This window comes from Tenacibaculum sp. SM2510, assembly GCF_057002845.1.
In genome coordinates this window covers 755,874-780,488 of record NZ_CP192703.1, presented here as the reverse complement: position 1 = coordinate 780,488, position 24,615 = coordinate 755,874, and the positions used below count along the sequence as shown (strand labels likewise).

General features: G+C 29.7%; 21 protein-coding genes. 10 read left to right on the top strand and 11 right to left on the bottom strand.

Translation table 11 applies throughout. The features are described from left to right. Positions 1-19: 19 nt before the first annotated feature. A complete protein-coding gene (gene hemF / locus ACQ629_RS03410) occupies positions 20-922 on the top strand; it encodes an oxygen-dependent coproporphyrinogen oxidase (RefSeq protein WP_483706545.1) in 903 nt (300 codons plus the stop codon). Between the two features lie 18 nt (positions 923-940). On the opposite strand, the gene ACQ629_RS03405 is transcribed toward hemF, so the two are convergent. Continuing rightward, complete coding sequence (locus ACQ629_RS03405; protein WP_483706544.1) at positions 941-3,577, bottom strand: DEAD/DEAH box helicase family protein; 2,637 nt, start codon at positions 3,575-3,577, stop codon at positions 941-943. Between the two features lie 323 nt (positions 3,578-3,900). Between ACQ629_RS03405 and ACQ629_RS03400 the strand changes: the two genes are divergently transcribed. Both ACQ629_RS03400 and ACQ629_RS03395 read left to right on the top strand, forming a co-directional pair. Continuing rightward, positions 3,901-5,199: a dihydrolipoamide acetyltransferase family protein gene (locus ACQ629_RS03400; RefSeq protein ID WP_483706543.1), complete on the top strand. Its 1,299-nt coding sequence runs from the start codon at positions 3,901-3,903 to the stop codon at positions 5,197-5,199. A gap of 97 nt (positions 5,200-5,296) precedes the next feature. Then, the gene (locus tag ACQ629_RS03395; protein WP_483706542.1) at positions 5,297-6,034 is read left to right on the top strand and encodes a DUF6263 family protein; all 738 of its coding nucleotides are present in this window, start codon (positions 5,297-5,299) and stop codon (positions 6,032-6,034) included. A gap of 44 nt (positions 6,035-6,078) precedes the next feature. Here ACQ629_RS03395 and ACQ629_RS03390 read toward each other — a convergent pair whose 3' ends face one another. Next, complete coding sequence (locus ACQ629_RS03390) at positions 6,079-6,756, bottom strand: GNAT family N-acetyltransferase (RefSeq protein WP_483706541.1); 678 nt, start codon at positions 6,754-6,756, stop codon at positions 6,079-6,081. Further along, complete coding sequence (locus ACQ629_RS03385) at positions 6,749-7,639, bottom strand: TIGR01777 family oxidoreductase (protein WP_483706540.1); 891 nt, start codon at positions 7,637-7,639, stop codon at positions 6,749-6,751. Before ACQ629_RS03385 ends, ACQ629_RS03390 begins: the two co-directional genes overlap by 8 nt. Positions 7,640-7,915: 276 nt before the next feature. On the opposite strand from ACQ629_RS03385, the gene ACQ629_RS03380 reads away from it, so the two are divergent. The 4 genes from ACQ629_RS03380 to ACQ629_RS03365 all read left to right on the top strand — a co-directional run bounded on the left by ACQ629_RS03380 (position 7,916) and on the right by ACQ629_RS03365 (position 12,922). Then, positions 7,916-8,566 carry a DUF4331 family protein gene (locus ACQ629_RS03380; RefSeq protein ID WP_483706539.1) on the top strand — a complete coding sequence of 217 codons (651 nt, stop codon included), beginning with the start codon at positions 7,916-7,918 and terminating at the stop codon, positions 8,564-8,566. A gap of 101 nt (positions 8,567-8,667) precedes the next feature. After that, positions 8,668-9,225: a DUF4331 family protein gene (locus tag ACQ629_RS03375; protein WP_483707154.1), complete on the top strand. Its 558-nt coding sequence runs from the start codon at positions 8,668-8,670 to the stop codon at positions 9,223-9,225. Between the two features lie 159 nt (positions 9,226-9,384). After that, positions 9,385-10,680, top strand: coding sequence for a tetratricopeptide repeat protein (locus ACQ629_RS03370; RefSeq protein ID WP_483706538.1), 1,296 nt, complete (start codon positions 9,385-9,387; stop codon positions 10,678-10,680). Positions 10,681-10,693: 13 nt separating this feature from the next. Continuing rightward, a complete protein-coding gene (locus ACQ629_RS03365) occupies positions 10,694-12,922 on the top strand; it encodes a TonB-dependent receptor (RefSeq protein ID WP_483706537.1) in 2,229 nt (742 codons plus the stop codon). 449 nt (positions 12,923-13,371) lie between these two features. On the opposite strand, the gene ACQ629_RS03360 is transcribed toward ACQ629_RS03365, so the two are convergent. The 4 genes from ACQ629_RS03360 to ACQ629_RS03345 all read right to left on the bottom strand — a co-directional run bounded on the left by ACQ629_RS03360 (position 13,372) and on the right by ACQ629_RS03345 (position 16,553). Continuing rightward, entirely contained in the window at positions 13,372-14,169 is a 798-nt protein-coding gene (locus ACQ629_RS03360; protein WP_483706536.1) for an anti-sigma factor, read from the bottom strand. After that, a complete protein-coding gene (locus ACQ629_RS03355; protein ID WP_483706535.1) occupies positions 14,169-14,696 on the bottom strand; it encodes an RNA polymerase sigma factor in 528 nt (175 codons plus the stop codon). The genes ACQ629_RS03360 and ACQ629_RS03355 overlap by 1 nt, the downstream gene beginning before the upstream one ends. A gap of 89 nt (positions 14,697-14,785) precedes the next feature. Then, positions 14,786-16,111: a M28 family peptidase gene (locus tag ACQ629_RS03350; RefSeq protein ID WP_483706534.1), complete on the bottom strand. Its 1,326-nt coding sequence runs from the start codon at positions 16,109-16,111 to the stop codon at positions 14,786-14,788. 94 nt (positions 16,112-16,205) lie between these two features. Beyond that, a complete protein-coding gene (locus tag ACQ629_RS03345; RefSeq protein WP_483706533.1) occupies positions 16,206-16,553 on the bottom strand; it encodes a DUF6249 domain-containing protein in 348 nt (115 codons plus the stop codon). 137 nt (positions 16,554-16,690) lie between these two features. On the opposite strand from ACQ629_RS03345, the gene ACQ629_RS03340 reads away from it, so the two are divergent. After that, the gene (locus ACQ629_RS03340; protein ID WP_483706532.1) at positions 16,691-17,275 is read left to right on the top strand and encodes an RNA polymerase sigma factor; all 585 of its coding nucleotides are present in this window, start codon (positions 16,691-16,693) and stop codon (positions 17,273-17,275) included. After that, positions 17,262-17,669 (top strand): hypothetical protein, encoded by a 408-nt coding sequence (locus tag ACQ629_RS03335; RefSeq protein ID WP_483706531.1) that lies wholly within the window; start codon positions 17,262-17,264, stop codon positions 17,667-17,669. Before ACQ629_RS03340 ends, ACQ629_RS03335 begins: the two co-directional genes overlap by 14 nt. Positions 17,670-17,747: 78 nt before the next feature. On the opposite strand, the gene ACQ629_RS03330 is transcribed toward ACQ629_RS03335, so the two are convergent. The 3 genes from ACQ629_RS03330 to htpG form a co-directional block, all read right to left on the bottom strand. Further along, positions 17,748-18,158, bottom strand: a complete 411-nt coding sequence (locus ACQ629_RS03330) for a GNAT family N-acetyltransferase (RefSeq protein ID WP_483706530.1) — start codon at positions 18,156-18,158, stop codon at positions 17,748-17,750. Positions 18,159-18,282: 124 nt separating this feature from the next. Continuing rightward, positions 18,283-18,639 (bottom strand): VF530 family protein, encoded by a 357-nt coding sequence (locus tag ACQ629_RS03325; RefSeq protein WP_483706529.1) that lies wholly within the window; start codon positions 18,637-18,639, stop codon positions 18,283-18,285. Between the two features lie 152 nt (positions 18,640-18,791). Then, on the bottom strand, positions 18,792-20,705 hold the full coding sequence (htpG, locus tag ACQ629_RS03320; RefSeq protein WP_483706528.1) for a molecular chaperone HtpG: 1,914 nt from the start codon (positions 20,703-20,705) through the stop codon (positions 18,792-18,794). Between the two features lie 285 nt (positions 20,706-20,990). Here htpG and ACQ629_RS03315 point away from each other — a divergent pair, with 285 nt between their 5' ends. Continuing rightward, positions 20,991-21,998 (top strand): 3-oxoacyl-ACP synthase III family protein, encoded by a 1,008-nt coding sequence (locus ACQ629_RS03315; RefSeq protein WP_483706527.1) that lies wholly within the window; start codon positions 20,991-20,993, stop codon positions 21,996-21,998. Between the two features lie 55 nt (positions 21,999-22,053). Here the strand turns inward: ACQ629_RS03315 and ACQ629_RS03310 are convergent, their stop codons facing one another. Beyond that, positions 22,054-24,438 carry a TonB-dependent receptor gene (locus ACQ629_RS03310; RefSeq protein ID WP_483706526.1) on the bottom strand — a complete coding sequence of 795 codons (2,385 nt, stop codon included), beginning with the start codon at positions 24,436-24,438 and terminating at the stop codon, positions 22,054-22,056. Positions 24,439-24,615 lie beyond the last annotated feature (177 nt).

Below are 24,615 nucleotides of genomic sequence, written 5' to 3'. Positions count from 1 at the left end.
CTTCTCAAGAATTATACAAATGAAAGATCAGTTTTACACATATATTCAACAATTACAAGATACAATAACCTCTAAGCTAGAGGCCGTTGATGGAGGCGCAATGTTTAAAGAGGATAATTGGAAACGTACTGAAGGTGGTGGTGGAAGAACTCGTGTAATTGAAAATGGAAATATTTTTGAGAAAGGAGGCGTAAACATATCTAAGGTTTTTGGAGAGCTGCCAGAAGCTTTACGTAAACAATTTGGCGTTGAGAGTGGCGATTTTTTTGCATGTGGCTTAAGTTTAGTATTACACCCTAAAAACCCTTTCGTACCAACAGTACACGCAAACTGGCGTTATTTTGAAATGTATGATGGAGAAGGAAATATAGTTACTCAGTGGTTTGGGGGAGGTCAAGATTTAACTCCTTATTATTTATTTGATGAAGATGCCATACATTTTCATTCGGTCTGTAAAGAGGCATGCGATAAACATAGTTCAGCATTTCATCCGAAGTTTAAAGAAACTTGTGATAATTATTTTTGGAATGCTCATAGAAATGAAGCTCGTGGAATTGGAGGTTTGTTTTTCGATTATTTAAAGCAAACGGATGAGCTTTCAATGCAAGATCGTTATAACTTCGTAACAGAAGTAGGTAACAGTTTTTTAAACTCTTATGTGCCTATTGTAGAGAAAAGAAAAGATATAACATATAGTAAAGAACAAAAAGATTGGCAAGAAGTTAGAAGAGGGCGCTATGTTGAATTTAATTTAGTGCATGATAGAGGAACTTTGTTTGGATTAAAAACAAACGGACGTATCGAAAGTATCTTAATGAGTTTACCGCCTGTAGTTCAGTGGGTTTATAATCAGGAACCAGAAAAAGGAAGTGAAGAAGCTAAATTATTAAAAGTTTTAGAAAAACCTAAAAATTGGGTTTAAATAACTTAAAGGTTAGGGTTATTTCCAAATTATATTTTTCCTTGTAATTTCATTGTGTATGTTATGAGCATGAAATAATCTAGCTCTTAAAAGATATTTTCGCCCGCTAATACTTCTAGTGTAAATAAGTTTAGATTTGCCAAGTTGATGATTCCAATGTTTTTGAAATAGTAACGCTTGTTTTTTTCTTTTGCTTAAAATATCAGGAACTGGATAAAAATTTTGAGTGTTTAATTTTTTACGAAACCAATTGGTTTTAATTATTAAATATTTGGGATTGTCAATAGGTTGCAACAGTTCCTCTAAAGTCTTAATAAATAAATTGCTTTCATATCTATTAGCACCGTTAATAGAACAAGTAACATCGCCCATAGACAGTAAATCTACAACGATGTTAATTTCTTTTTTTGGAGTGGTTATTTCTCCTAATTCATATAAAGAATTTAAAATAGCATAAGCCATTTTACGTATTTTTTTATGAACAAGACCATAGTGAAAATACATTTTAAAAGTTTTATAAAGTTTATAACCAAAAGACAAACCTAGTGTAGTTAGTAAAGAATATAAAAAATAGTAAAAACCTTTATACGCTATTAAATTAAAATTTTTGAAGATAAATTGAGGAAAAAATAAGGCGAGACTAATTAAAAGTTCAAGAATTGAATACTTAACAAAATCGTTTAAATAGGTTTTTTTTTGTTTTAAAAATGATTGATCTTTTTTATGATACAGCTTTATTTCGTGAGCAACTTCTTTTTTAAAACGGACAGTATTTTTCCATTTTTCTGTTATTAAAGTCCTGTTTTTAGATGTAGCTAGTGCTTTCTTGTTTAGTATATCTACATTTTCATCAAGAAAAATATTAGGTAACCCTAAGCGTTCAATTCCGTTAGAAATAACATTTTTATCATTATTTGAAATCCCAATAAAAGCGTCAAAACGTTTTTTAAGCACTTCTAAATCTTTACCTCCATAAATATCAGAAGTATCAATACATGCCAAATGCCAAATGATACTTGTTTTATCAGGGTCGTTATTATCGATTCTAATAGCTCTTCCACGCATTTGATTAGAAGTAACGAAAGAGCCAACGACAGAGGCTAAAATCAAGCTATTAATAGCAGGCGCATCCCAACCTTCTCCTAGTAAAGATTTAGTCCCCACTAAAACTTTAATATGGCCTAATTGAAATAATTGAGTAATAGTTGCTACTAGCGTGTTTTTAGAAGATGATTTTGAATGTAGAATTACAAATTCAGTATCAGAAATTAAAGGAGTTTGTGTATAGTTTGTAATCGAATCAATTAGATCTAGTTTAGCTATACAACAGCAATGAACAATGACCAAGCTCCCAGATAAAACTGCCAAGTTTTGTTTGTTTTTTGTCGTTATTCTTATATGATGAAAAATGGGTACTACACCAAGTTTTTCAATACTTCTTACTTCAGTAGAAGAAATATTAAGGTATTCTTTTCTGATATAGTCAGATAAGACAACACAGCGCAGTTGCTCTTTTAAATTTATTTGTTCTTGTTGTACAATAGCAACAATACTTTTTAATTTACTAGGACTTTTGTTAAGTGATTTATATAAAAAAGCATTCCCTATTAAGTTAACTTTTTTATTACTGAATATAGAGAGTTTTCTTAGCTTTTTTTCTAAAGAATTAATGTAAATTTCATCTTCAATTAATTGGTCTCTATCAATAACAAGAATATGTTGAAAGAGAATTTCAATCCATTTATGTGTTACTTTAGGGAACTCAACAAACTCATTTTTTTCAAAGCCTAATATTGATAATTTCTCTCTTGAAATAATGGTTCCAGCTTCATTTAAAAAAATAAGTATTGCAGAAAAAAAAGCAGAAAACTTATAAAGTTCGTTTATGTTTTCTTCAGTATTGTTATAAAATCGATGTTGTTTTATAAAATTGATGAACTCTTTATCTTTTAATAGATTAGTAATAAAATCAGCCGTTTTCAATCTAAAATCAACAATAGCATTAATTTCTTTATCTTCAGGTTTAGAAAAGTAAACAATATCTTGATGCGGACACAAATTCTTTTCTTTTACTAAATCTGGCACCAGTATTTCATCATCAATTTCTCCACATAAATTAAAATATTTTTGAATTTCAGAAGCCTCACTATCGTATGGTGGTGTTGCGGTAAGCGCTATTACGGTTTGTAAATGTTGTTGTTTTAATTCATATAAACATTTCCACCATTCACTTTTTAAATGATGTGCTTCATCTAACAATATTACCTCAATATTGTTTTTAGTGAAGAATAAAAAATAGTCTTCCTTATTATTAAATGTCTTGTAAAAAGAATACAAACCTTGGTAAGTAGAGAAGGTAATATCAGCAGGCTTTTTTATATCAAAAGAGAACTCTTTAAAATCACAGTCTTCCGTAAAAAATTCTTGCAATCTATTTTCCCATTGATTACGAATTGTTAAAGTTGGCGCTAACACGATCGTCTTTTTACCAATTCTTTTTAAAATTTCAAGACCTAAAATAGTTTTTCCAGAACCAGGCGGAGCAACAATATGAAAATGATTATCTTCTAGGTGCTTAGAAAAATTAGATAATATTTTGTCTTGGTAAGGACGCCAAGTATGTAAAAAGTTAAGTTGTTTAATTAGTGCTGACAAAAAGTGATGTTGTTATTTATAATAAAATTATTCATGCAAGTAAAAGTAATAAATTAGTATTTAAAATAGGTTTTTAAGACTATTTCTGTTCTTTTTTTAATTAAACGTAAAAGATAATACTAATAATAAATAAACCTTTTTTAATTGATAAATCAATAATTATACAAGACACTATTTGTCTTTAAAAACAAAATACTTTATTAAATGGAGTTTTTGTTGTGAATAATTTAAAAAAACTGCTATTTTTTATAAATATTTTAATACTAAAAATATTGAAAAATGCATGTTTTTTAGTAATTTCGCGAAAGATTAAAAAAGATACAATGGCTAGATTTGAACTAAAGTTGCCTAAAATGGGCGAAAGTGTTGCAGAAGCAACGATTACTTCTTGGGTTAAAGAAATAGGAGAGACTATTGAAATTGATGAAACTGTTGTAGAAGTAGCCACAGATAAAGTAGATAGTGAGGTGCCCAGTGAAGTTGAAGGAATTCTAGTAGAAATATTATTTAGTAAGGATGATGTTATTCAAGTAGGACAAACAATAGCCATTATTGAAACTGAAGGTGGTGATGCTGCTTCAAACGATGCGCCTAAAAAAGCAGCGGTAAAAGAAGTTGTAGTAGCAGTAGAGAAAACAGTAGAAGATGCAAAAGAAGAAGTTTCTGGTGCTATTGATACTTCATCTAGTGATCGTTTTTATTCTCCTTTAGTAAAGAATATAGCAAAAACAGAAGGGATTTCTTTCTCTGAATTAGAAACAATAAAAGGAACAGGAAAAGAAGGAAGAGTAACTAAAACAGATATTTTATCTTATTTAGAAAATAGAGGGAATCAACCTAAAAATGTTGTTTCTTCTGCTAAAGCAGAAAAGCGAAAAGCAAAAGTACAAGCAGCACCAGTTACTTTAAGCGGTCAAGACGAGATTATCGAAATGACACGTATGGGGAAATTAGTTGCTAAGCATATGGTAGATTCTGTTCAAACATCTGCACATGTTCAATCGTTTATAGAGATTGATGTTACCAATATTGTTACTTGGAGAAATAAAGTAAAAGATGCTTATCAAAAAAGAGAAGGGGAAAAATTAACGTTTACTCCGATCTTTATGCAAGCAGTAGCACAAACAATTAAAAAACATCCAATGATTAATATTGCTGTTGATGGCGATAAGATTATTAAAAGAGGGAATGTTAATTTAGGAATGGCAGCTGCCTTACCTGATGGTAATTTAATTGTACCAGTAATTAAAAATGCAGATCAGTTAAGTTTGGTAGGAATGACCAAACAAGTAAATGATTTAGCAGGTCGTGCTCGTGGAAATAAATTAAAACCAGACGATATTCAAGGAGGTACTTACACAGTTACAAATGTAGGTAGCTTTGGAAGTATTACAGGAACACCAATTATAAACCAACCACAGGTAGCGATTTTAGCTTTAGGGGCAATTGTAAAGAAACCAGCGGTTATTGAAACAAAAGATGGAGACTTTATAGGAATTCGTCAAAGAATGATTGTTGCTCATTCTTACGATCATAGGGTTGTTAACGGAGCTTTAGGTGGAATGTTTATTAAAACATTAAAAGAAATATTAGAATCTTGGGATGTAAATCAAGATTTTTAAATAACTACATAGTATAGTAAACCAAGGCTTAGAATATTTTCTAAGCCTTTTTTTGTTTTTATGTATATTCGCTTTTGTAATAATAAAAAAGTATAAAATGAAAAATTTATTAGTAGCATTGTTATTAGGTATAACAATGGTAAGTGTAGGTCAAGAAAAAGTATTACTTCGTTTAAACTATGAAAAAGGTGATGTTTATGAAATGAAAATGGAAGTATCTCAAAAAATGGGTGCAGGTTTAATGTCTATGGATTCAGAAATAACAATGCACCAAGAAATTAAAAGTGTTTCCGAAGAGGAGTATGAAAGTGATATGAAAATTACTAGTATGGTAATGAATGTATCACAAGGAGGACAATTAATGTCATATGATTCTAATAATAAAGAGGAAGAGTTAAGTCAGACAAATGAAGCTATGAAGGCTCAAATGGCACCAATGATGAAGGTATTAATAACAACGAAAGGAGATAACTTAGGTAAGGTTATCGAAACAAAAGTTGAACCTAATATTCCTGGAGCAAATAATTTAACACAACAATCTAGTAATGTAGTTTATCCTGAAAAAGCAGTTTCTGTTGGAGATACGTGGTCTATGAATAAAGATACTAACGGAATGAAATTAAATTTCATTTATAAAGTAAATTCAATTACTGCAAAAAACATAGTGGTAGATGTTTCTGGTGATGTAACAGGTATTGGTATAGGAAACATTACAGGGACAATGAATATTGATAAAAAAACAGGTGTAGCCTTAACATCAAAAATAGAAATGTTGATGAAAGTTCAAGAGCAAGATTTAAAAACAAATGTAAGTATGAGTATCACAAAAAAATAATATTTTTTTCTCATAAAAGAGCTCAAGCAGTAATGTTTGGGCTTTTATTTTTTATGAAAAAGCCACCAATTCATTTCACGAGTTAATTTATAACCTAATTTTTCATATAGTTTTATAGCAGTATTTCCTTTTGTAGTATGTAAAATAGGATGTTTGTTTTCTTTTAAGATTTCTTTAGTAACATGAGTTGTTAGTTGTTTAGCAAAACCTCTACCAGTATAATCAGGATGTGTAACTACAGCACTTACTTCAATAAAATCATTAGTTTGCATTCTTTGCCCCGCTATTGAAACGAGTTTGTTGTTTTTAAAAACACCAAAGTATTTACCCATTTCAAAAGTTCTTTTTTTAAAGTATCCAGGCATAATTAACCACACTAAATCGTAAATTTCATTTATATGTTTAGAAGTAAGTGGTATAATTTCCTCTGTAATTTTAACTTCAATTAAATCATATAACACCATTTGGCAACCTTCTATTTTTTTATCAAAAGAAACAATATTGGTGTCGTAAATCGGAATTTCATTTTCTGTTACTAAGAAAAAACTATCTGTAAGTTTAGCATATTCATTTATAGCAGCAGTTATTTTTAAGTGATCATTAAAAGCACCAAAAGGACAAATTTCAGGGTCGTAAAATTGTACACCATCATATTTAATGGCTATATTTTTATGAGTTTCATTTAAAGAATACCAAACCGGGTTTTTTAGTTTATTATTCATTACTGTAAATATTTTTTAAAGCTGATTTTAAATCAGTAAATATAAAAGAATAAATAGCAGATGTTTTTAATGAAGAGACTCTACTACCTTTTAGTAATATGGAAGCCATCTCTCCTAAAATCGTTTGTAAAACAAATGATGGAGCATTAAGTGGGAATATAGGTTTAGAAACAGTTTTTGATAATTTTTCAGTAAAACTTTTATTCGTTTCATGTTCGGGGGCCACAGCGTTATATATTCCTGTAAAATTAACCTCTTCAACTGTTTTTACATATATGTTACATAAATCATCAATATGAATCCAAGGCATGTATTGCTTACCTGTTCCTAAAGAAGCTAAAAATAAAGGTGTATTTATTTTTGGCAAAGCACCGCCTAATTTTGTAAGTACAATACCAGTTCGTAAAATAGTAACCGAAGTGTTTAGTTGTTTAAATTGATGAGCAGCTTTTTCCCATTCAACACAAACTTTAGAAATAAAATCATTCTCAGGAGCATCATCTTCCATAAATATTTTGTCAGAAGTAATGGCACCATAATAACCAATTCCCGATGCAGAAATGAAACCTTTTAAATCAATTTTTAACTCTTTTATTTTTTTAAAAAGCAAGTTAGTAGACGCTACACGGCTATCGATAAGTACTTTTTTACGTTTAGTCGTCCATTTTTTATCAGCAATACCAGCTCCTGCTAAATGAATAATATGTGTAACGTCTTTAAAAGCATTATCATCAATATATTCTTTGGAGATGTCCCATTTAAATTCATTTTTTAAGGTCGGACTTCGGGAAAGTATAACAACAGAATGATTTTTTTCTTCTAATTTTTTTTGAAGATGTTTTCCTACTAATCCGGTTCCACCTGTTATAAGAATTTTACTCATTATTAGTTAGTATTAGAATTATTATGTTGGTTATACAACCTTAATTTTTAAGGTGTACAAGAGAAGTAATTAAAACCAAAGGAATGTCTTTAGATTGTAAAACACAAATATATAACCCCAATTTGTTATTTACATTCAAAAAATTAAAAGAATATTAAAGTGTTTTTTAGAAATGTTTTTTGAGAAAATATTTAAAATAAATTGAAAAATAAAACCGCAAGGGATTTTTTTCCGTAAGTAAAGGTGAATGAATAATTAACTAATAAATTTATAATTATGAAAAAAATTAAACTAATTATCGGAGCAGGAGCTTTTGCCTTAATAGGATTGATGCTTTTTGCAGCAGACCATATCGAAGCTCCAGATGTAAAAGGAGGTTCAAGTGATATTACAGATTTTTATGCATTTGAAGCAGAAGACACAGCTAATTTGGTTTTTGTAGCTAATGTTCAAGGTTTATTAGGCCCTGCCGTAACAGGAGCGGCTAAATTTGATGAGAATGTGTTAATTGAGTTCAATATAGATACTGATTTAGATAATGTAGAAGACCTGGTTATTCAAGCAACACCAAGAAATGGAAAAATGTATTTTTTTGGACCTTATAAACCATCAGCAACAGGTTTGAATAGTACATTGCCACAAGACGGTTCTGAATATGGTGTATCAATTACTCCATATGGTTCTAATGTAATAATAGGTAGTAAAGGAGCAATGAAGTTTTTTGCTGGGCCTAGGGATGATCCTTTTTTTATGGATTTTGCTAAGTACGGAGAAATTATTGGTGGTACCGCAACCGGATTTGATAATCCAGGATCAGATACGTTTAACGGAACAAATGTATTATCTGTTGTTGTTGAAGTACCTAAGGCGATGATCGGAGGATCAGGAAATATTAATACTTGGGTAGAAACTAAAACTAAGCAGTAATCATTAATCAAATTTTAAATTCTACAATTATGAAACTTAAAAATATAAAAAACATAGCAATTTCAATTCTATCAATCTTTATTTTAACAAAGCCTACAAGAATGAAACTTAAGCCTATAAGAATAGTAACAATATTAATGTTATCGTTTTTAACGCTAACAAGTTGTAGTGATGACGATAATATAGATAAAGGAGCAACAATTAGTTTTTCAGGAACTTATGTTCAGAAAGATCAAATGGGTAGGCCAGCTGTTAATACAGTATTTGTAAACAGTGATAAAAAAGATATGTTTAATGTAACAATACCTTCTGAACAAGGAGTCTCATTTGCTACAATGTTTGAAACAAACTTAAAGGCTTTAAGCCCTGCTTATGCCAATGATGGCGATAAAAATGCTTTAGGTTTAGATGCAAATGCATTTGCAGGAGTTTTAGCTACAGATGTTTTAACTGTATCATTAGATGGAAAAACAACCTTTTATGATGGAACAAATGTATTAACAGGTAGAGCATTGGCAGACGATGTAATTACAGTAGAATTATTATTGATTTTTGGAGGTGAGGACTTTACTGAGAACCCAACTTTATCGGATGATAATGTAAGTGCTAATGATAAAGATTTTTTAACATCTTTTCCTTACTTAGCGAGTCCTTGGTAATAGTGATTTTAAAAAAAAATCCCTAAAAAAAGATTGGTTGCTAATTAATTAGTGGCCAGTTTTTTGAAAATATTTTAAAACCTTTCCCCTGAATAAAAACCGGTTGCTTTAAAAGTAGCAGCCAGTTTTTTGAAAAAACATTTTAATCCTTCTTACATTATGAAAACGTTAAAAACAATACTTACGTTAGCTACTTTAAGCATATTATTAAGTTGCTCAACTTCTAAAAAAGAAAAAATAACTAAAGAGTCAGATTATAGTAAATATTTAAACAATACAGTAAATGTATTAGTTTCTTCAGCTGAAAAAGAACTAGAGTTTTGGCAAAAAAAATTAGAAGAACAACCTACACAATACCCTTACTTGGCTAAAATAGCAAGTGCAAATACATTACTTTTTTCAGAAAAAGGTAACATTTCTTATTTAATAGAAGCTGAGAAAAAATTACTCCAAATAAACATAAAGACTAATTTTAGTAACTCATCGAGCTTGCGATCATTAGCAAAAAACTACATATCACAACATCGGTTTAAGGAATCATTAGAATTATTAAAAAAAGCAGCAATAAATGCAGATAATTTAAATAGTACTCATAAAATGCTTTTTGATGTTTACTTAGAATTAGGGGATACTGAAAAAGCATCTGAATATTTATCTAAAATTGAAAATTATTCAGATTTCGATTACTTAATAAGAGCTTCTAAATGGCATGATCATCAAGGTGATTTAACTTCAGCAATTCGTTTTATGAAAAAGGGAATGAAAAAAGCAGAAGAGTCAAACAATACAGCTCTTAAAATTTGGAGTTATACTAATTTGGCTGATTTTTATGGTCATAATGGTCAAATAGAAGAGTCTTATAATTTATATTTAAAAACATTAGAATTAGATAATAATAACGCTTACGCTAAAAAAGGTATTGCATGGATTGTGTATTCTTATGATAAAAATGCAGATGAAGCATTGCGAATTTTAGACATTATAAGTAATGAACATTCTTCACCAGATTATTACTTATTAAAAGCCGAAATAGCAGGGTTTAAGAATAATTTAACAATGACAAAAGAGAATGTAGATATATATTTGTCGGCAGTAAAAGATAGTTTGTACGGTGTAATGTATAATCAACATTTAGCAAAATTATATTTAGAAGAATATAATGATGTTGTTAAGGCTTATCCTTTAATAAAAAAAGAAATTGAAAGCAGACCAACACCACAGTCTTACGATTTATTAGCATGGTATTATTACAAGAATAAAGATTTTAAAAAAGCATTAGAAATTGTAAATAAGCATGTGCTAGGAAAAACTTTCGAACCATTAGTACAGTATCATATAGCCGAAATATACAAGGCAAATGGTATGAAAGAAAAAGCAGAGAAATTAAAAAAAGAGTTGTTAGAAAGTTCTTTTGAATTAGGACCTTTAATGGAGAATAAAATTTTAAATATTTAAAAAAAATAGCATTTTGAAGACTAAACTACTATTATTCCTGACAATTTTAAACTGTCATTATATCTTTTCACAAGAGTATAGTGGTGAAGTTATAAATACAAATAGTAAAGTTTTAGAAAACGTATATGTATATAACATAACAAGTAATAGTCATACACACACTGAATTAAACGGAAAATTTGTTGTAAATAATGCTAAAGAAGGAGATTATGTAGAGTTTCGTCTTTTAGGATATGAGAAAAAAATAATACAATTAACCAAAAAAGATTTTAACAAGGCAAATGTTATAACTTTATCGATGAAGAGTTTTATGTTAGATGAAATGACATTGTCGAGTAAGCAAGACCCTTTGCAAACTTTTATTAGAATTGATTTAGATAAGAAGCCAGTAAGCTCTTCTCAGCAAATTTTACAAAAAGTACCAGGGCTTTTTATAGGTCAACATGCCGGTGGAGGAAAGGCAGAGCAAATATTTTTAAGAGGTTTTGATATTGATCATGGTACCGATTTAGCATTGTCAGTTGATGGAATACCAGTAAATATGGTTTCTCATGCACACGGACAGGGATATAGTGATTTGCATTTTGTGATACCAGAAACTATTGAAAAAATAAACTTTGGTAAAGGACCTTATTATGCCAGTAAAGGTGATTTTAATACAGCCGGTTATGTAGATTTTAAAACAAAATCATATTTAGATGAAAGTCAAATTGAAATAGGAATAGGGCAATTTAATACTTTTAGAACATTAGGTATGTTTAATCTTTTAGATAAAAACAGTACAGATAATGCTTATGTAGCGATAGAGTATTTAGCAACAGACGGTTTTGTAGAATCTTCTCAGAATTTTAGCAGAATCAATCTTTTTTCTAAATACAAAACGTTTTTAAAAGATAATAGTAGCTTGTCATTATCAGCATCGCACTTTACAAGTAAATGGGATGCATCGGGTCAAATTCCTGTAAGGGAAGTTGCTAATGGAAATATTACTCGTTTTGGAAGTATCGATGATACAGAAGGAGGAACCACCTCTAGAACAAATATTAATTTAGAACATTCTAAAGTTTTAAAAAACGATGTAAAAGTTACTTCTAACGTTTTCTATTCAAACTATAATTTTAACCTGTTTTCTAACTTTACTTTTTTCTTAGATGATCCTATAAATGGTGATCAAATTAAACAAACAGAAAATAGAGATATTTTTGGATTTAATACGCAGTTTAAAAAGAAAACAAAGCTTTCTAATACACCTGTAACTTTAACTTTCGGAACAGGTTTAAGGACAGATATAATTAATAATTTAGAGCTTTCACACACCTTACAAAGAAAAGAAGTTTTAGATGAAATTCAGCTAGGAGCAGTACATCAAACAAATTATTACTCTTTTTTAAATAGTGAATTTGAATTAGGTAAGTTTATAATAGCACCTGCTTTACGTTTAGATTATTTAAATTTTTCATACAATGATTATTTGTTAGATGAATATATAACGTTTTCAAAATCAAAAGTAATTGTAAACCCTAAAGTAAGTATAACGTATACTACCAATGCTAAAACTCAGTGGTTTTTAAAATCAGGAATTGGGTTTCATACAAATGATACTAGAGTAGTAGCTAAACAACCCAATAGAAAAACATTGCCGAGAGCTTACGGATTAGATATAGGAAATGTATGGAAACCTACATCAAAAGTAGCTATAAACACAGCCTTATGGTTTTTATTATCAGAAGATGAATTGGTGTATGTTGGTGATGCTGGTATTATAGAACCTTCAGGAGAAACACAACGTTTTGGTTTAGACTTAGGGTTTAGATACCAAATAAACGAATGGTTGTATTTAAATAGTGATGCTACATTGACTAAAGCAAAAAGCTTAGGAACACCATCAGGTGAAGATAATATACCATTGGCACCGATTGTAACAGTTACAGGAGGGTTATCAATAAATAATTATAAAAATTTTTCTGGAGGTATAGATTATAGATATTTAGGAGATAGGCCTGCAAATGAAGATAATTCGATTGTAGCAGAAGGTTATTTTGTTGCAGATGCAAATATTAGTTATAAGATGAATGATATAACGCTTGGTTTGTCTGTCGAAAATTTATTTAATGTAGCCTGGAACGAGACGCAGTTTGCAACAGAATCTAGGCTAGAAAATGAATCTAACTCAGTAGAAGAAATTCATTTTACACCAGGTACACCTTTTTCGGTAAAGGCATCAATAAGGTATTCATTTTAAAAAAAAAATATAGTTGTTCGGGGGGACAACTATTGACTGTTATCATTTTCTTTAGAAGGATTAGTGATAACAAAATATAGCCGCTTTATGCGGCTATATTTATTTTGTTTAATAAAGAGTTTAGCTTATTTATTTCTATTTGCTAAATAATTATTATTTGTTTAGTGAATAGACTATTTAAATTTAATCTTTTAATAATTGATAAATATTTTTCTACAACAAGAAGCGATGTACGATTAAAGTAAATCAATAGATGTGAAGGTGAAGTATAATAAATATGGACGAATAAAAATTCAATTAAGTGATTGACTATATTAATGAGTTAAATAAATAGTTTTACAGCAAAACCAAATCTATCAGGCATCAATTTTAAATATATAAGTTTGATAGAAATAAATATAGCCGCTTTTAAGCGGCTATATTTATAACATATGTAAAAGGTTCTTTAATTAAACAGCACCTAGCGTATATAATTGCTCTAAATTAGGAGATATACTACCACCTGCAGGTTCTAATGTAATACCAAAAGCTTGAGAATCATTAGGGTTACTTATTGTGAATACCTTGTTTTTACTAGCTGTAAAATTATCTATAGTTCCTAAACTGGTAGGAGATAAAGGATCAAGTTTTAAAGACCATACTTGATATACTTTTCCTTTAGGAGGATCTGGTAATCCTTGTACATCTAAGTAAATGTTTTTTGTGTTTTTGTTCCAGTAAACCTTGGCATAAGCCTCAGGACGCACCTTTTGTCCTTGTAGGGGCACTGCAACAATATCTTTATCTCTAATTACCTTTAGCAAACTTTCATTTTGAGCTAAATAGGTGTTCGATTTTTCTAATTGAATTTCAAACTGATCTTTTGCTTGATTTATGGTGTCTAGTTCACCTTGTAAATTATTGTTTTTATTTATTGATAAAAGCAAAGTACTACCAATAATAAAAGTAGCAGCCCAACCAGTATAGGTAAGCCAATTATTTTTTGACGGGTTTAAAGGAATAACTTTGGTAGAACTCTCTTTTTCTTGTAACATTTTAATTAAAATGTCTTTAAAAGAGCTTTTGTTTTCTTTCGGAGCAACATGAGCTGTAAGAACAGAAATTGATTTTTCTATTTCACCTACTTCCTTTAAAATTTCTGGATGCTCCATTATTAATTTATATACTTGCTCGTTTTCTTTTTCAGAAAGAGCGCCAGCAATATAAAGTTCTAATATACCAGATTCTATGTGTTTTTTTGCTTCCATTATTTAAGCATTATTCTTAATTCATTAATACAATTTCTATTTCTCGTTTTAACGGTTCCTAAAGGCATGTTTAAGCTTTCTGAAACTTCTTTTTGCGTAAAACCTTTAAAATAAAGTAATTCAATTACCTTAATACAAGTGTCTTTTAACTTGCTAACAAAGTTTTTAATACCAATGGTATCAGTTCTTGAGTCTAAACTATCGTAAGTCTCTAATATATCTACGAAAATTTGAGCGTCAAGGTTTTTAGAACTGTTCTTAAAATTTTTAGATCGTGTTTTATCAATAGCTGCATTACGAGCAATATTGATAATCCATGTAAAGAAGCGTCCTTTTTTTTGTGAATAAGAATCTACATTATTCCAAGCTTTAATAAAAACATCTTGCGTTACTTCTTCAGCAATTTCTCTATCTCTTACAATATTAAAAATAACACCTTCTACACTTTTATTATACATTTGATGTAGTTTTTCAAAAGCCTTTACATCTTTTTCTTTAAATTTTATAACAAGTTCTTCTAATTGCATTTTATTTTTTTTAAGAGTTTTCTAAGGTACTTAAATTTAAGTATTATCTTTAATAGAGTATTAAAATGTTTTTTTAAAAAATAAAGATGTTACCTCATAATTTTGTTTGGAAAAACAACAACACTTTCATGCCCGTTTTCTCCTACAGCGGCTACGCCAAAGAAAAAGTTATCAATTACAATTCCGTCTAAAGTAAATTCAGTAGTCTCTACATATCTAGCATTATCCCAGGTAGGGGATGTGGTATCTCTCCAATAAATTTTATAGCCTTTTGCTCCAGCAACTTTATTCCATTTTAATTTTACAGAAGCTTCTACAATTCCGCCTATAGCAACTTCCTTCGGGCTAGGTGGAGCCAACGCTAAACTAGCCATTGTAATTGCGTTTACAGCCGTTAATTTTTTTGCATAACCAAAGTTTACATGTTTAAAAGTATCACCATACTCTATGCCTTTTTCGGTTCTTATATCTTGATGTTGTTGTGTGTAGTTTTCATGAGCCTCCATGATTCGTATTCCTGCAAAACCTAAATCATTAAAAGGTCTGTGATGACCACCACGACCAAAACGATCTAACCTATAAATCATCATCGGATTCATTTCGGGCATATATGTTTTTGTTGTTTTATGAATATATCGAGCTAATTGACGCGAAATACCATCAACCTCACCACCATAAAAGCGGCGCATTTTTCGTTGTCTTTCAGTTTCATTCGCAGGTACAGGTTCAGAAAAAATTCTAAAACTACGATTGTCAATTACGCCATCCACACCGGTAATATTACCAATCATATCATTATTTAAAACACCAATAATATCCCAACCTTGCTTTTTAGCATATTTAGCCAATCCTGCACCACCAAATAATCCTTGTTCTTCTCCAGAAAGACCAACATACACAATGCTACTTTCGAACTTATACTTACTTAAAACTCGAGCAGCTTCAATGGTACCAGCCATGCCGGAAGCATTATCGTTGGCACCTGGAGCATCCGTTGTAAAATCCATAGTATTACTAGCACGTGAATCAATATCACCACTCATAATAACATATCTGTTTGGGTATTTTGTTCCTTTTTGTATAGCTACAACATTTACAATCCAAGCATCATGCGGAACTCTTCTATTACCTTTTTTGGTAACAAAATCTTTTTGATAAAATGTGTTTATGCAGTTATTACAACCGTTCGATATTTTATTAAACTCATTTTTTATCCAACGTCTTGCTGCACCAATACCACGCGTGTTAGAAATAGTATCAGAAAAAGTATTTCTTGTACCAAACTCTGTAAGTGTTTTTATATCAGCCTTAATTCTATCCGCAGAAATAGTATTTATAATATCGTAAATTCTAGCATCGGTTTGTGCTATTAAGGTTGAGGTAATTATAAAAAAAAATAATGTTAGTTTTTTCATTTGAAATAAAAATTTAGGTGACTAAATTACAAAAACAAAAAAGAGAATGAAACATTGTTTCATTCTCTTTTAAAATATAAGGTATTATATTAATTTATTCGTTGTCTAATTTCTTAGTAATGTTAAAACCTGTAAATAAACCTACACCTGCCATAATAAAAATCATTGCAGGATAAACAGCATCTTCATTAATAGATGTGTACGTATCTATTATTAATCCTAAGAAAATACCTAAGCCAATACCCATTAATAATAAGGCTAAGTTTAAAACAATGATGCTACCTGTTAGTGTTGATTTTTTTCGTTCTCCTTGTATAAAAACTTTAGCATCTACACCTTTTTCTATTAAAGCCAAACGTTCTTTATTACGAGTTGAAAAGAATAAATAAAAGATTCCGAATATTATTGCGAATAAGAACATAAATACAACTGCTACTTCCATATTTTTAATTTTAAATGATTATTTTTAATGTGTTTGCAAGTATGACCGTGTTATTAAAAAAAAGGTTACAGAAAAAATAAAAAACTTTTTTTAAAATTTATGTAACCTTTTAAAAGAATATACTGTCAAAGAATAAAATGACGACTAACAACGACCAAACATATATTGATAAAGTATTAAAGGGTGATGCCAATGCATTTTCTACCTTAGTAGATAGGTATAAAAATATGGTGTTTACTTTGGCTTTAAAAATGGTAAAGAATAGGGAAGAGGCCGAAGAGATTTCTCAGGATACGTTTATTAAAGCCTATAAAAATTTAAATAAGTTTAAAGGAGATTCAAAATTTTCTACCTGGCTTTATAAAATTGGTTACCGAACTTCTTTAGATAATTTAAAGAAGAATAAAGGTAAATACAATATTGATACAATAGATGAGGTTACTATTAATAAAATAAAATCGACAGAAGGTATTTTAGAAGGTATTGAGCGTAAAGAACGGGCAGAAGTAATAAATGGCTGTATGTTAAGATTACCTGAAGATGAAAGAGCCATTTTATGGATGTTTTATTTTGAAGAATTAAGTTTAAAAGAAATTATTGAGGTAACAGATTTTTCGGAAGCAAATTTAAAAGTAAAGCTGCACAGAGCAAGAAAGAGTTTATTAAATATAGTAGAAAAGAAAGTAGAACCCGAATTAATTAATCATTATGGGAGAAAATAAAGACATAAAAAATCTTGATGCTTTTACTAAAAAGTATATCAAAGAAATAGAAATAGAGAGTCCGTCTGTAAACTTTACAGCTAATTTGATGGATACAATATTACAAAAAGAAAATATGGAGGTTTATAAAGCTACGCCTTTAATATCAACTAAAATATGGTTTGTTCTTGTGGGAGTTTTAACGGCAAGTATTTTATACGTATCAAGAGGAAGTTCATTAAAATCGATTAAAATGCCTGAAATTAATTTAGGCTTTTTATCAGAAGTACAGATGCCAAACTTATTTGAAGGTCTTACCGTTTCTAATACAATGTTATATGCTTGTTTCTTTTTTACGATAATGTTTTTTGGTCAAGTTTATATGCTTAAAAATTATTTTACCAAAGAATTATAATTAGCATAAAAAATCCGCTTTGAGTTTTTCAAAGCGGATTTTTTTATGATTTACATAAGGAAGTATTATAAAATATTTTTAAAATTCTAAATACATAATATGATTCGGATTTGAGTGTGTATCTGATATTTGAAAATCAGTTTCCCCTATTATTTTAAATCCTACTTTTTCATAAAACTGAATTGCTTTTTTATTTTCCACCCATACGTTTAACCAAATTCCAGCCTGGTTATTTTCCTTACATAAGGCTACATTAAAATCAAATAATGTTTTACCGAGTCCTAAACCATAAAATTCCTCAAGTAAATACAGCCTACTCATATAAGTGATGTTTTTAGCAACAACATCTTTACAGGTTTTATTGAAAATTATTTTTGAATAGCCTGCAGTTTCGTTCTCATATTCTAACAAATAATATTCATTCTCTGCAGTTTCTAATTCTTTTATAAAGTCACTTTCTTTAAAGTTATTAGCGATATATGCATTCATATCTTTCTCAGGGGCAGAATGACCATGAGCAGGCAAAAAAGAAGCGACACTAATTTCAGAAAAAAGTTTTGCTTGTGCGGTGTTTGCTTTTGTTATTTTAATGATTTCTATATTTTAAATTATATTACTGCTGTTGTTCTTCTAACATATCTAAATAAACATCTTCAACATGTTCACGAGCCCAACGTGTTTTTCTTAAAAAACCTAAACTAGATTTCATAGTTGGATTGTTTTTAAAACAACGAATATTTACACGCTCTGCTAAATACTCCCAACCATAATGATCAACTAAACGTTCTAGAAGCTGCGCAAGTTTAACACCATGTAACGGATTCTTAAGTTGCTCTTCAGTTGCCTGTCTCCTGTTTTGTCTAGTTGGGTCTTCTTTATTTAATTGTTCGTTCGTTATTGGCTTAAAATCTGTGTTTGTAAGATCTTCAGATGGTGTTGTGTTATTAATTGGATTGTTTTCTGTATCCATTACTCAGGTGTTTTTATCTTAATACTGAACTACAAAAATAGAACTTGCATTAGTAATTAAACCAATTTAATATAGTTTTTAAGAATTTTTTGCTAAAAAAACCTCTTTGAATTAACAAAGAGGTTCTGTAATACTTAAAATAACTATGTTACTTATTTAATTAACGCATAAGAACGTTTAATAAAGTTAGTTAAATCTTCACCATGTAATAGGTTTTGAGATAGTTTAGCTAAATCGAAAGCTTGCGTAATCAATCCTTTTTTCTTGTCTTCATCAGCATTTAAGATTTCAGAAACTAATGGGTGATTTGTATTTACAACTAAGTTATACATTTCAGGTAAATTACCCATTCCCATCATTCCACCTCCACCACCAGAAGCTTGCATTTCTTTCATACGACGCATAAATTCTGGTACCGTAATTAAGAAAGGAGACGAAGAAGAATCCATAGCTTCTAATTGAACAGTATATGTTTGTGATGCAATTACTCCTTCAATAACTGGTTTTAACGTTTCTTTTTCTTCATCAGTTAATTTAGAAATAACAGCTTCGTCTTTCTTGATTAAGTTATCAATAAAATCAGAATCAACACGTGTAAACTGAACTTTAGATTCACCTGAAGTTTCTAATTTTTGCATTAAGTGAGATACGATTGGAGAATCTAATACAACAACTTCATATCCTTTTGCAGTTGCATCTTGAATATAACTGTGTTGTGCTTCTTTGTTAGAAGTATATAAGATTATGTGGTTTCCATCTTTATCCGTTTGAGCAGCTTTTGTTTTTTCAATTAACTCATCAAAAGTGAAATATGTATCTGCAACTGTTGGATATAATGCAAATTTCTTAGCCTTATCAAAGAATTTATCTTCCGATAACATTCCGTACTCGATAATCACTTTAATATCGTTCCATTTTTGCTCAAAATCAGCACGGTCTTTTTTGTATAAAGAAGCTAATTTATCACCTACTTTTTTAGTAATGTAACCTGAGATTTTCTTTACAGCACCATCTGCTTGCAAACCAGAACGAGAAACGTTTAATGGAATGTCTGGAGAATCGATAACACCTTTTAACATTTGTAAAAAGTCAGGTACAATCCCTTCAACATTATCAGTTACATATACTTGGTTTTGATACAATTGGATTTTATCCTTTTGCATATCTAAACTTTGCGTTAACTTCGGGAAAAATAAAATTCCTGTTAAGTTAAATGGATAATCTACATTTAAGTGAATGTGAAATAAAGATTCTTCGAATTGCATTGGATACAACTCTCTGTAGAAGTTAGTATAATCTTCATCACTTAAATCTGCAGGTGCTTTTGTCCAAGCAGGGTTTGTGTTGTTGATAATATTATCAACTTCAATCTGTTTGTGAGGCTCAGTAGTTTCTTTACCTTCAGCATCTGTAGTTGTTGCTGGTGTAAATTCAGGGTCGTTAACCTTGTTCGTTCCAAATTTAATTGGTACTTGGTTAAAACGATTGTATTTATTTAATAAACCACCAATTTTACCTTCTTCTAAAAATTCTAAAGAATCTTCTGCAATATGTAAAACAATTTCAGTTCCTCTGTCAGCTTTGTCATGCGCTACTAACGTATATTCAGGAGAACCATCACAAGTCCAATGTGCAGCTGGTTCGTCTTTAAATGATTTTGTAATTAAATCAACTTTATCAGCCACCATAAAAGCAGAATAAAAACCTAAACCAAAATGCCCAATTACACCTGTTTCGTTTTTATCATCTTTATATTTTTCTAAAAACTCTTCAGCTCCAGAAAAAGCAATTTGGTTAATGTATTTTTCAACTTCATCAGCAGTCATACCTAAACCTTGATCTTTAATCGTCAAAGTTTTTGCCTCTTTATCAATACTGATTTCGATCTTAGCATCTCCTAATTCGGTATTTGCTTCACCGATAGAAATTAAGTGTTTTAATTTAGTTGTTGCATCTGTTCCGTTAGATATTAACTCACGTAAAAAGATTTCGTGATCAGAATACAAGAATTTTTTAATCAGTGGAAATATATTTTCTACCGACACATTAATACTTCCTTTACTCATAATTATATATTTTGTTTGATTTGTGTCTCATCGAGCGCAGTCGAGATGTTCTCTATACTTATTTAAATTTCTTTTGAAAATCAGATAAGAAATTAAATGCACTCGAACTAACAGTTCGTTTTCTGTTAGAGTAGTAGTCAAAAAAAATACCAAAAGAAGTTTTGTGACAAGATGACATTTTTTGTGTTAATAATGACTATCTTTTTAGACGGTTTTATATCATGGTAAAAATTACTATTTTTACAGACTACAAATAAACAAACAACAAAAAGAATAACATAAAGTATGTATAATTCAAAAATAACAGGATTAGGTTATTATGTGCCAGATAATGTGGTTACTAATAATGACTTAAAAGAGTTTATGGAAACATCAGATGAATGGATCCAAGAAAGAACAGGTATTAAAGAGCGTCGTTGGATAGATCCAAAAACTGGTGATACGACTGCTGTTATGGGAGCAAAAGCTTCTAGGATAGCAATTGAAAGAGCTGGATTAACTAAAGATGACATCGATTTTATCGTTTTTGCAACTTTAAGTCCTGATATGTATTTTCCTGGTGGGGGAGTGCAAATACAAAATATGTTAGATATGCCAACTATTGGTGCGTTAGATGTACGTAACCAATGTTCTGGTTTTATTTATGCAATGTCTGTAGCCGATCAGTTTATAAAAACAGGAATGTATAAAAATATTCTTGTAATTGGGGCTGAAAATCATTCAGGAGGTTTAGAAAAATCTACAAGAGGTAGAGGAGTTACTGTAATTTTTGGTGATGGAGCTGGAGCTGCAGTAATGTCTAGAAGTGAAGAAGAAGGAAAAGGAATTTTATCTTCTCACTTACACTCTGAAGGAAAACATGCAGAAGAATTAGCTTTAATGGGACCTTCTACTGGTAGATGGGTACCTGAAATAATGGAAGCAAATGATCCTGAAGATGTTTCTTACTATCCGCACATGAATGGTCAATTTGTGTTTAAACATGCTGTTGGTCGTTTTTCTGAAGCTATTATAGAAGGTTTAGAAGCAAACGGATTAAAGAAAGAAGATATTGATATGTTAATTCCGCATCAAGCAAACCTACGTATCGCTCAGTTCATTCAAAAGAAGTTTCAATTGAGTGATGATAAGGTACATAATAATATTATGAAGTATGGTAATACTACTGCTGCTTCTGTAATTATAGCTTTAACTGAAGCTTGGGAAAAAGGAAAGATTAAAGAAAATGATTTAGTTGTATTAGCTGCCTTTGGTAGCGGATTTACTTGGGGGTCGGTAGTGATTCGTTGGTAATATTAATTAAATATATAATACAAAAAAACCGAAGCTACTAGCTTCGGTTTTTTTATTAAAACAAACCTCCTTGAGACTCATTATTATCTCTATATTTTCGTTTTTTTGCACGGTTTTTAACACTTCCAAAATTATAAGAAAAACCAAAGTAAACTGTGTTATACTCTAAAATGTATTTACCTTTTTGAGGAAAAGGATTTACAGCGGTATAATCAAAGTTTAAATTATTAAATATATCTGAAGCTCTTACTGTAATTTTTCCTTTTTTATTTAAAATAGACAATCTGGCAGCGATATTAACCATAGTATAGGGTTTAATGGTGTATTGAACATTTTCATTTTTACCACTGTATATACCAGATAGTTGGATGTTTAGTTTTTTAGATAGCTTAAATGAGTTGCTAAGGTTACTTTTGATACGGGTGTTTTTTATTATTTGTGTTCTATTATTTAAGATGCCTTCTGAATCTTGAATGTATGTTTGAAAGGAAGGTCTAATTGTCCACCATTTTATAGGTTTAAAGCTTGCTGAAAATTCAACACCGTAGCTGTCAGAAAAATCATAATTGGTAAAAGAAATAATTTGCTTGTCAGGATTAGCGTCTTCTTTTTCTATAAAGCGGCCTATTTTATTATGAGTTTTTCTATAGAAAGTACCAAATGTAATATATCCTTTAGTAATAGATTTTGTATAGTTTAACTCTAAGGAGTTTGTAAATTGTGGTTTTAAATTAAAGTTTCCTTTAGAAATTGAAAGAGGAGAAACCCATTCTTGAATAGGTGTTATTTGATATGAAGAAGGCCTATCAACTCTTCTACTATAACCCAGTTGTAAATCATCATTATCTGTAATATGATATGTAACATAAGCAGATGGATATACACTAAAAATATTATCTTTTAGGTTTTTTTCTCCTTGTTGTGTATTATTAAATAAAGCTTTTAAATTAAATTGTTCAAATCGAACACCAGTTTGAAAAGAGAGTTTAGAAAAATTTTTGTTAAAATTTATATATCCTGAATATAAAGAGCGACTGTAATTTAAGTTAGTATTCCCAACAGGTTGTTGCGGTGAAGTATTATTTGTTGACTTTTCTTGATCTGTTAATATATTATTTTTAAAACCTTGTTTTCGATATTCTATCCCTATTTCAATTTTCCCTGATTTAATGGGTTTTGTATAATCAACATTTAGCAGCCATAATTTACGGGTATCAATTATGTCGTTGGTGTAATTATATTCTTTTGAATTGGGGTTTTTTAATTCTGAATTAATCGATTTTTCAGGGATTTTTGTAATTGTGTGATTAAGTTCTATCTCAATGTTTTGACCTAAGCTATCAAGCTTATGCAGGTAATCAATATTATAAGCTTGTTCACTTTCATCATACTCAGATAAATTATTACTATTAAAAATAGTGTTTGAGTTTTCAGAAACAATAGTGTTAGTTTGTAGGCTGTTAGTGTTAAAACTCTGATTAGTGTATATAGAAAGTATACTCTTTTCGGATAAATCAATATCAGCACCAATTTTAAAACTGTTTGTATATGATTTATTTAAAAAATCAATGTTTTGAAGTAGGTTTTTGTCTGTTCTATTTAAACTATTAAAAGTAGCATAATCACCCCAGTCAGTATTATAATTTGTGTAAAAATTCACACTCTTTGTTTTGTAATTAAGGCTTAATGAGGCTTCAGGTCTTGTGTTTTTACTGTGGGTAATTCCAGAAGAAACACTCCCATTAAAGCCTATTTTAGTGTTTTTCTTTAAAATAATATTAAGTATACCACTCATTCCTTCTGGAGTATATTTTGCAGAAGGATTTGTAATAATTTCAATGCTTTTAACAGTGCTTGAAGGAATTTGGCTTAGAAGATTTTTTGAGTTTAAATTTGATGGTTTCCCATTTATCAAAATACGTACATTTTCATTACCTCTTAAACTCACAGTCCCAGATGCTTGGTTTACATCTATTGATGGTATATTTTGAAGCATTTCAAAAGAATTACCTCCTGTAGACACTAAGTCATTACCAATATTAATTATTTTTTTGTCTATTTTTTGAATTACAGTTGTTGTTTCAGCTTGTATTTCAACTTCATCTATATGGGTTGCGTGTTCAGCTAATGAAATAATCCCTAAATTAATATTAAAATTACTAGATGTTAATGCTACCTCTAGTACTTGTGTTTTATAACCAATATATTGAAAACTAAGAAGTATTTTTTTTAAAGGTATTTCTTGGATGGTAAACTCTCCTTTAGGATTAGTAATCGTTCCGTTAATAAGCTTGTTACTGAATTCTTTACAGGAAATAGTAACGTAATTTAAAGGTAGTTTAGTTTTTGAATCGATTACTTTACCAGTGATTTTTGTGACTTGAGCATAACAAAAAGTATTAATAGTTATTAATCCAATTATAAATAGTAACTTTTTCATTTAGAGGGGACTTTTTTTAAAGGTAAATATAATAAAAAAAACAGAATACTTTTTGTGTTAAATATCTGATAGGAAGATGTTTTACGATATGAAAATTTAACGACTTCTTTTCTCGTTAAAGCCTTTTATTTCTTTTGTGTTTAGTGCTCTTTTTTCTTCCTTTAATCTGTAATTGAA

What these genes read in the sequence shown, in the direction of transcription:
- hemF (WP_483706545.1), top strand. Translation starts at nt 20, where the DNA reads ATGAAAGATCAGTTTTACACATATATTCAACAATTACAAGATACAATA.
- ACQ629_RS03340 (WP_483706532.1), top strand. Translation starts at nt 16,691, where the DNA reads ATGACGACTAACAACGACCAAACATATATTGATAAAGTATTAAAGGGT.
- ACQ629_RS03310 (WP_483706526.1), bottom strand. Translation starts at nt 24,438, where the DNA reads ATGAAAAAGTTACTATTTATAATTGGATTAATAACTATTAATACTTTT.
- ACQ629_RS03370 (WP_483706538.1), top strand. Translation starts at nt 9,385, where the DNA reads ATGAAAACGTTAAAAACAATACTTACGTTAGCTACTTTAAGCATATTA.
- ACQ629_RS03390 (WP_483706541.1), bottom strand. Translation starts at nt 6,756, where the DNA reads ATGAATAATAAACTAAAAAACCCGGTTTGGTATTCTTTAAATGAAACT.
- ACQ629_RS03395 (WP_483706542.1), top strand. Translation starts at nt 5,297, where the DNA reads ATGAAAAATTTATTAGTAGCATTGTTATTAGGTATAACAATGGTAAGT.
- ACQ629_RS03330 (WP_483706530.1), bottom strand. Translation starts at nt 18,158, where the DNA reads ATGAATGCATATATCGCTAATAACTTTAAAGAAAGTGACTTTATAAAA.
- ACQ629_RS03335 (WP_483706531.1), top strand. Translation starts at nt 17,262, where the DNA reads ATGGGAGAAAATAAAGACATAAAAAATCTTGATGCTTTTACTAAAAAG.
- ACQ629_RS03325 (WP_483706529.1), bottom strand. Translation starts at nt 18,639, where the DNA reads ATGGATACAGAAAACAATCCAATTAATAACACAACACCATCTGAAGAT.
- ACQ629_RS03315 (WP_483706527.1), top strand. Translation starts at nt 20,991, where the DNA reads ATGTATAATTCAAAAATAACAGGATTAGGTTATTATGTGCCAGATAAT.
- ACQ629_RS03400 (WP_483706543.1), top strand. Translation starts at nt 3,901, where the DNA reads ATGGCTAGATTTGAACTAAAGTTGCCTAAAATGGGCGAAAGTGTTGCA.
- ACQ629_RS03345 (WP_483706533.1), bottom strand. Translation starts at nt 16,553, where the DNA reads ATGGAAGTAGCAGTTGTATTTATGTTCTTATTCGCAATAATATTCGGA.
- ACQ629_RS03375 (WP_483707154.1), top strand. Translation starts at nt 8,668, where the DNA reads ATGAAACTTAAGCCTATAAGAATAGTAACAATATTAATGTTATCGTTT.
- ACQ629_RS03355 (WP_483706535.1), bottom strand. Translation starts at nt 14,696, where the DNA reads ATGCAATTAGAAGAACTTGTTATAAAATTTAAAGAAAAAGATGTAAAG.
- ACQ629_RS03380 (WP_483706539.1), top strand. Translation starts at nt 7,916, where the DNA reads ATGAAAAAAATTAAACTAATTATCGGAGCAGGAGCTTTTGCCTTAATA.
- htpG (WP_483706528.1), bottom strand. Translation starts at nt 20,705, where the DNA reads ATGAGTAAAGGAAGTATTAATGTGTCGGTAGAAAATATATTTCCACTG.
- ACQ629_RS03360 (WP_483706536.1), bottom strand. Translation starts at nt 14,169, where the DNA reads ATGGAAGCAAAAAAACACATAGAATCTGGTATATTAGAACTTTATATT.
- ACQ629_RS03350 (WP_483706534.1), bottom strand. Translation starts at nt 16,111, where the DNA reads ATGAAAAAACTAACATTATTTTTTTTTATAATTACCTCAACCTTAATA.
- ACQ629_RS03385 (WP_483706540.1), bottom strand. Translation starts at nt 7,639, where the DNA reads ATGAGTAAAATTCTTATAACAGGTGGAACCGGATTAGTAGGAAAACAT.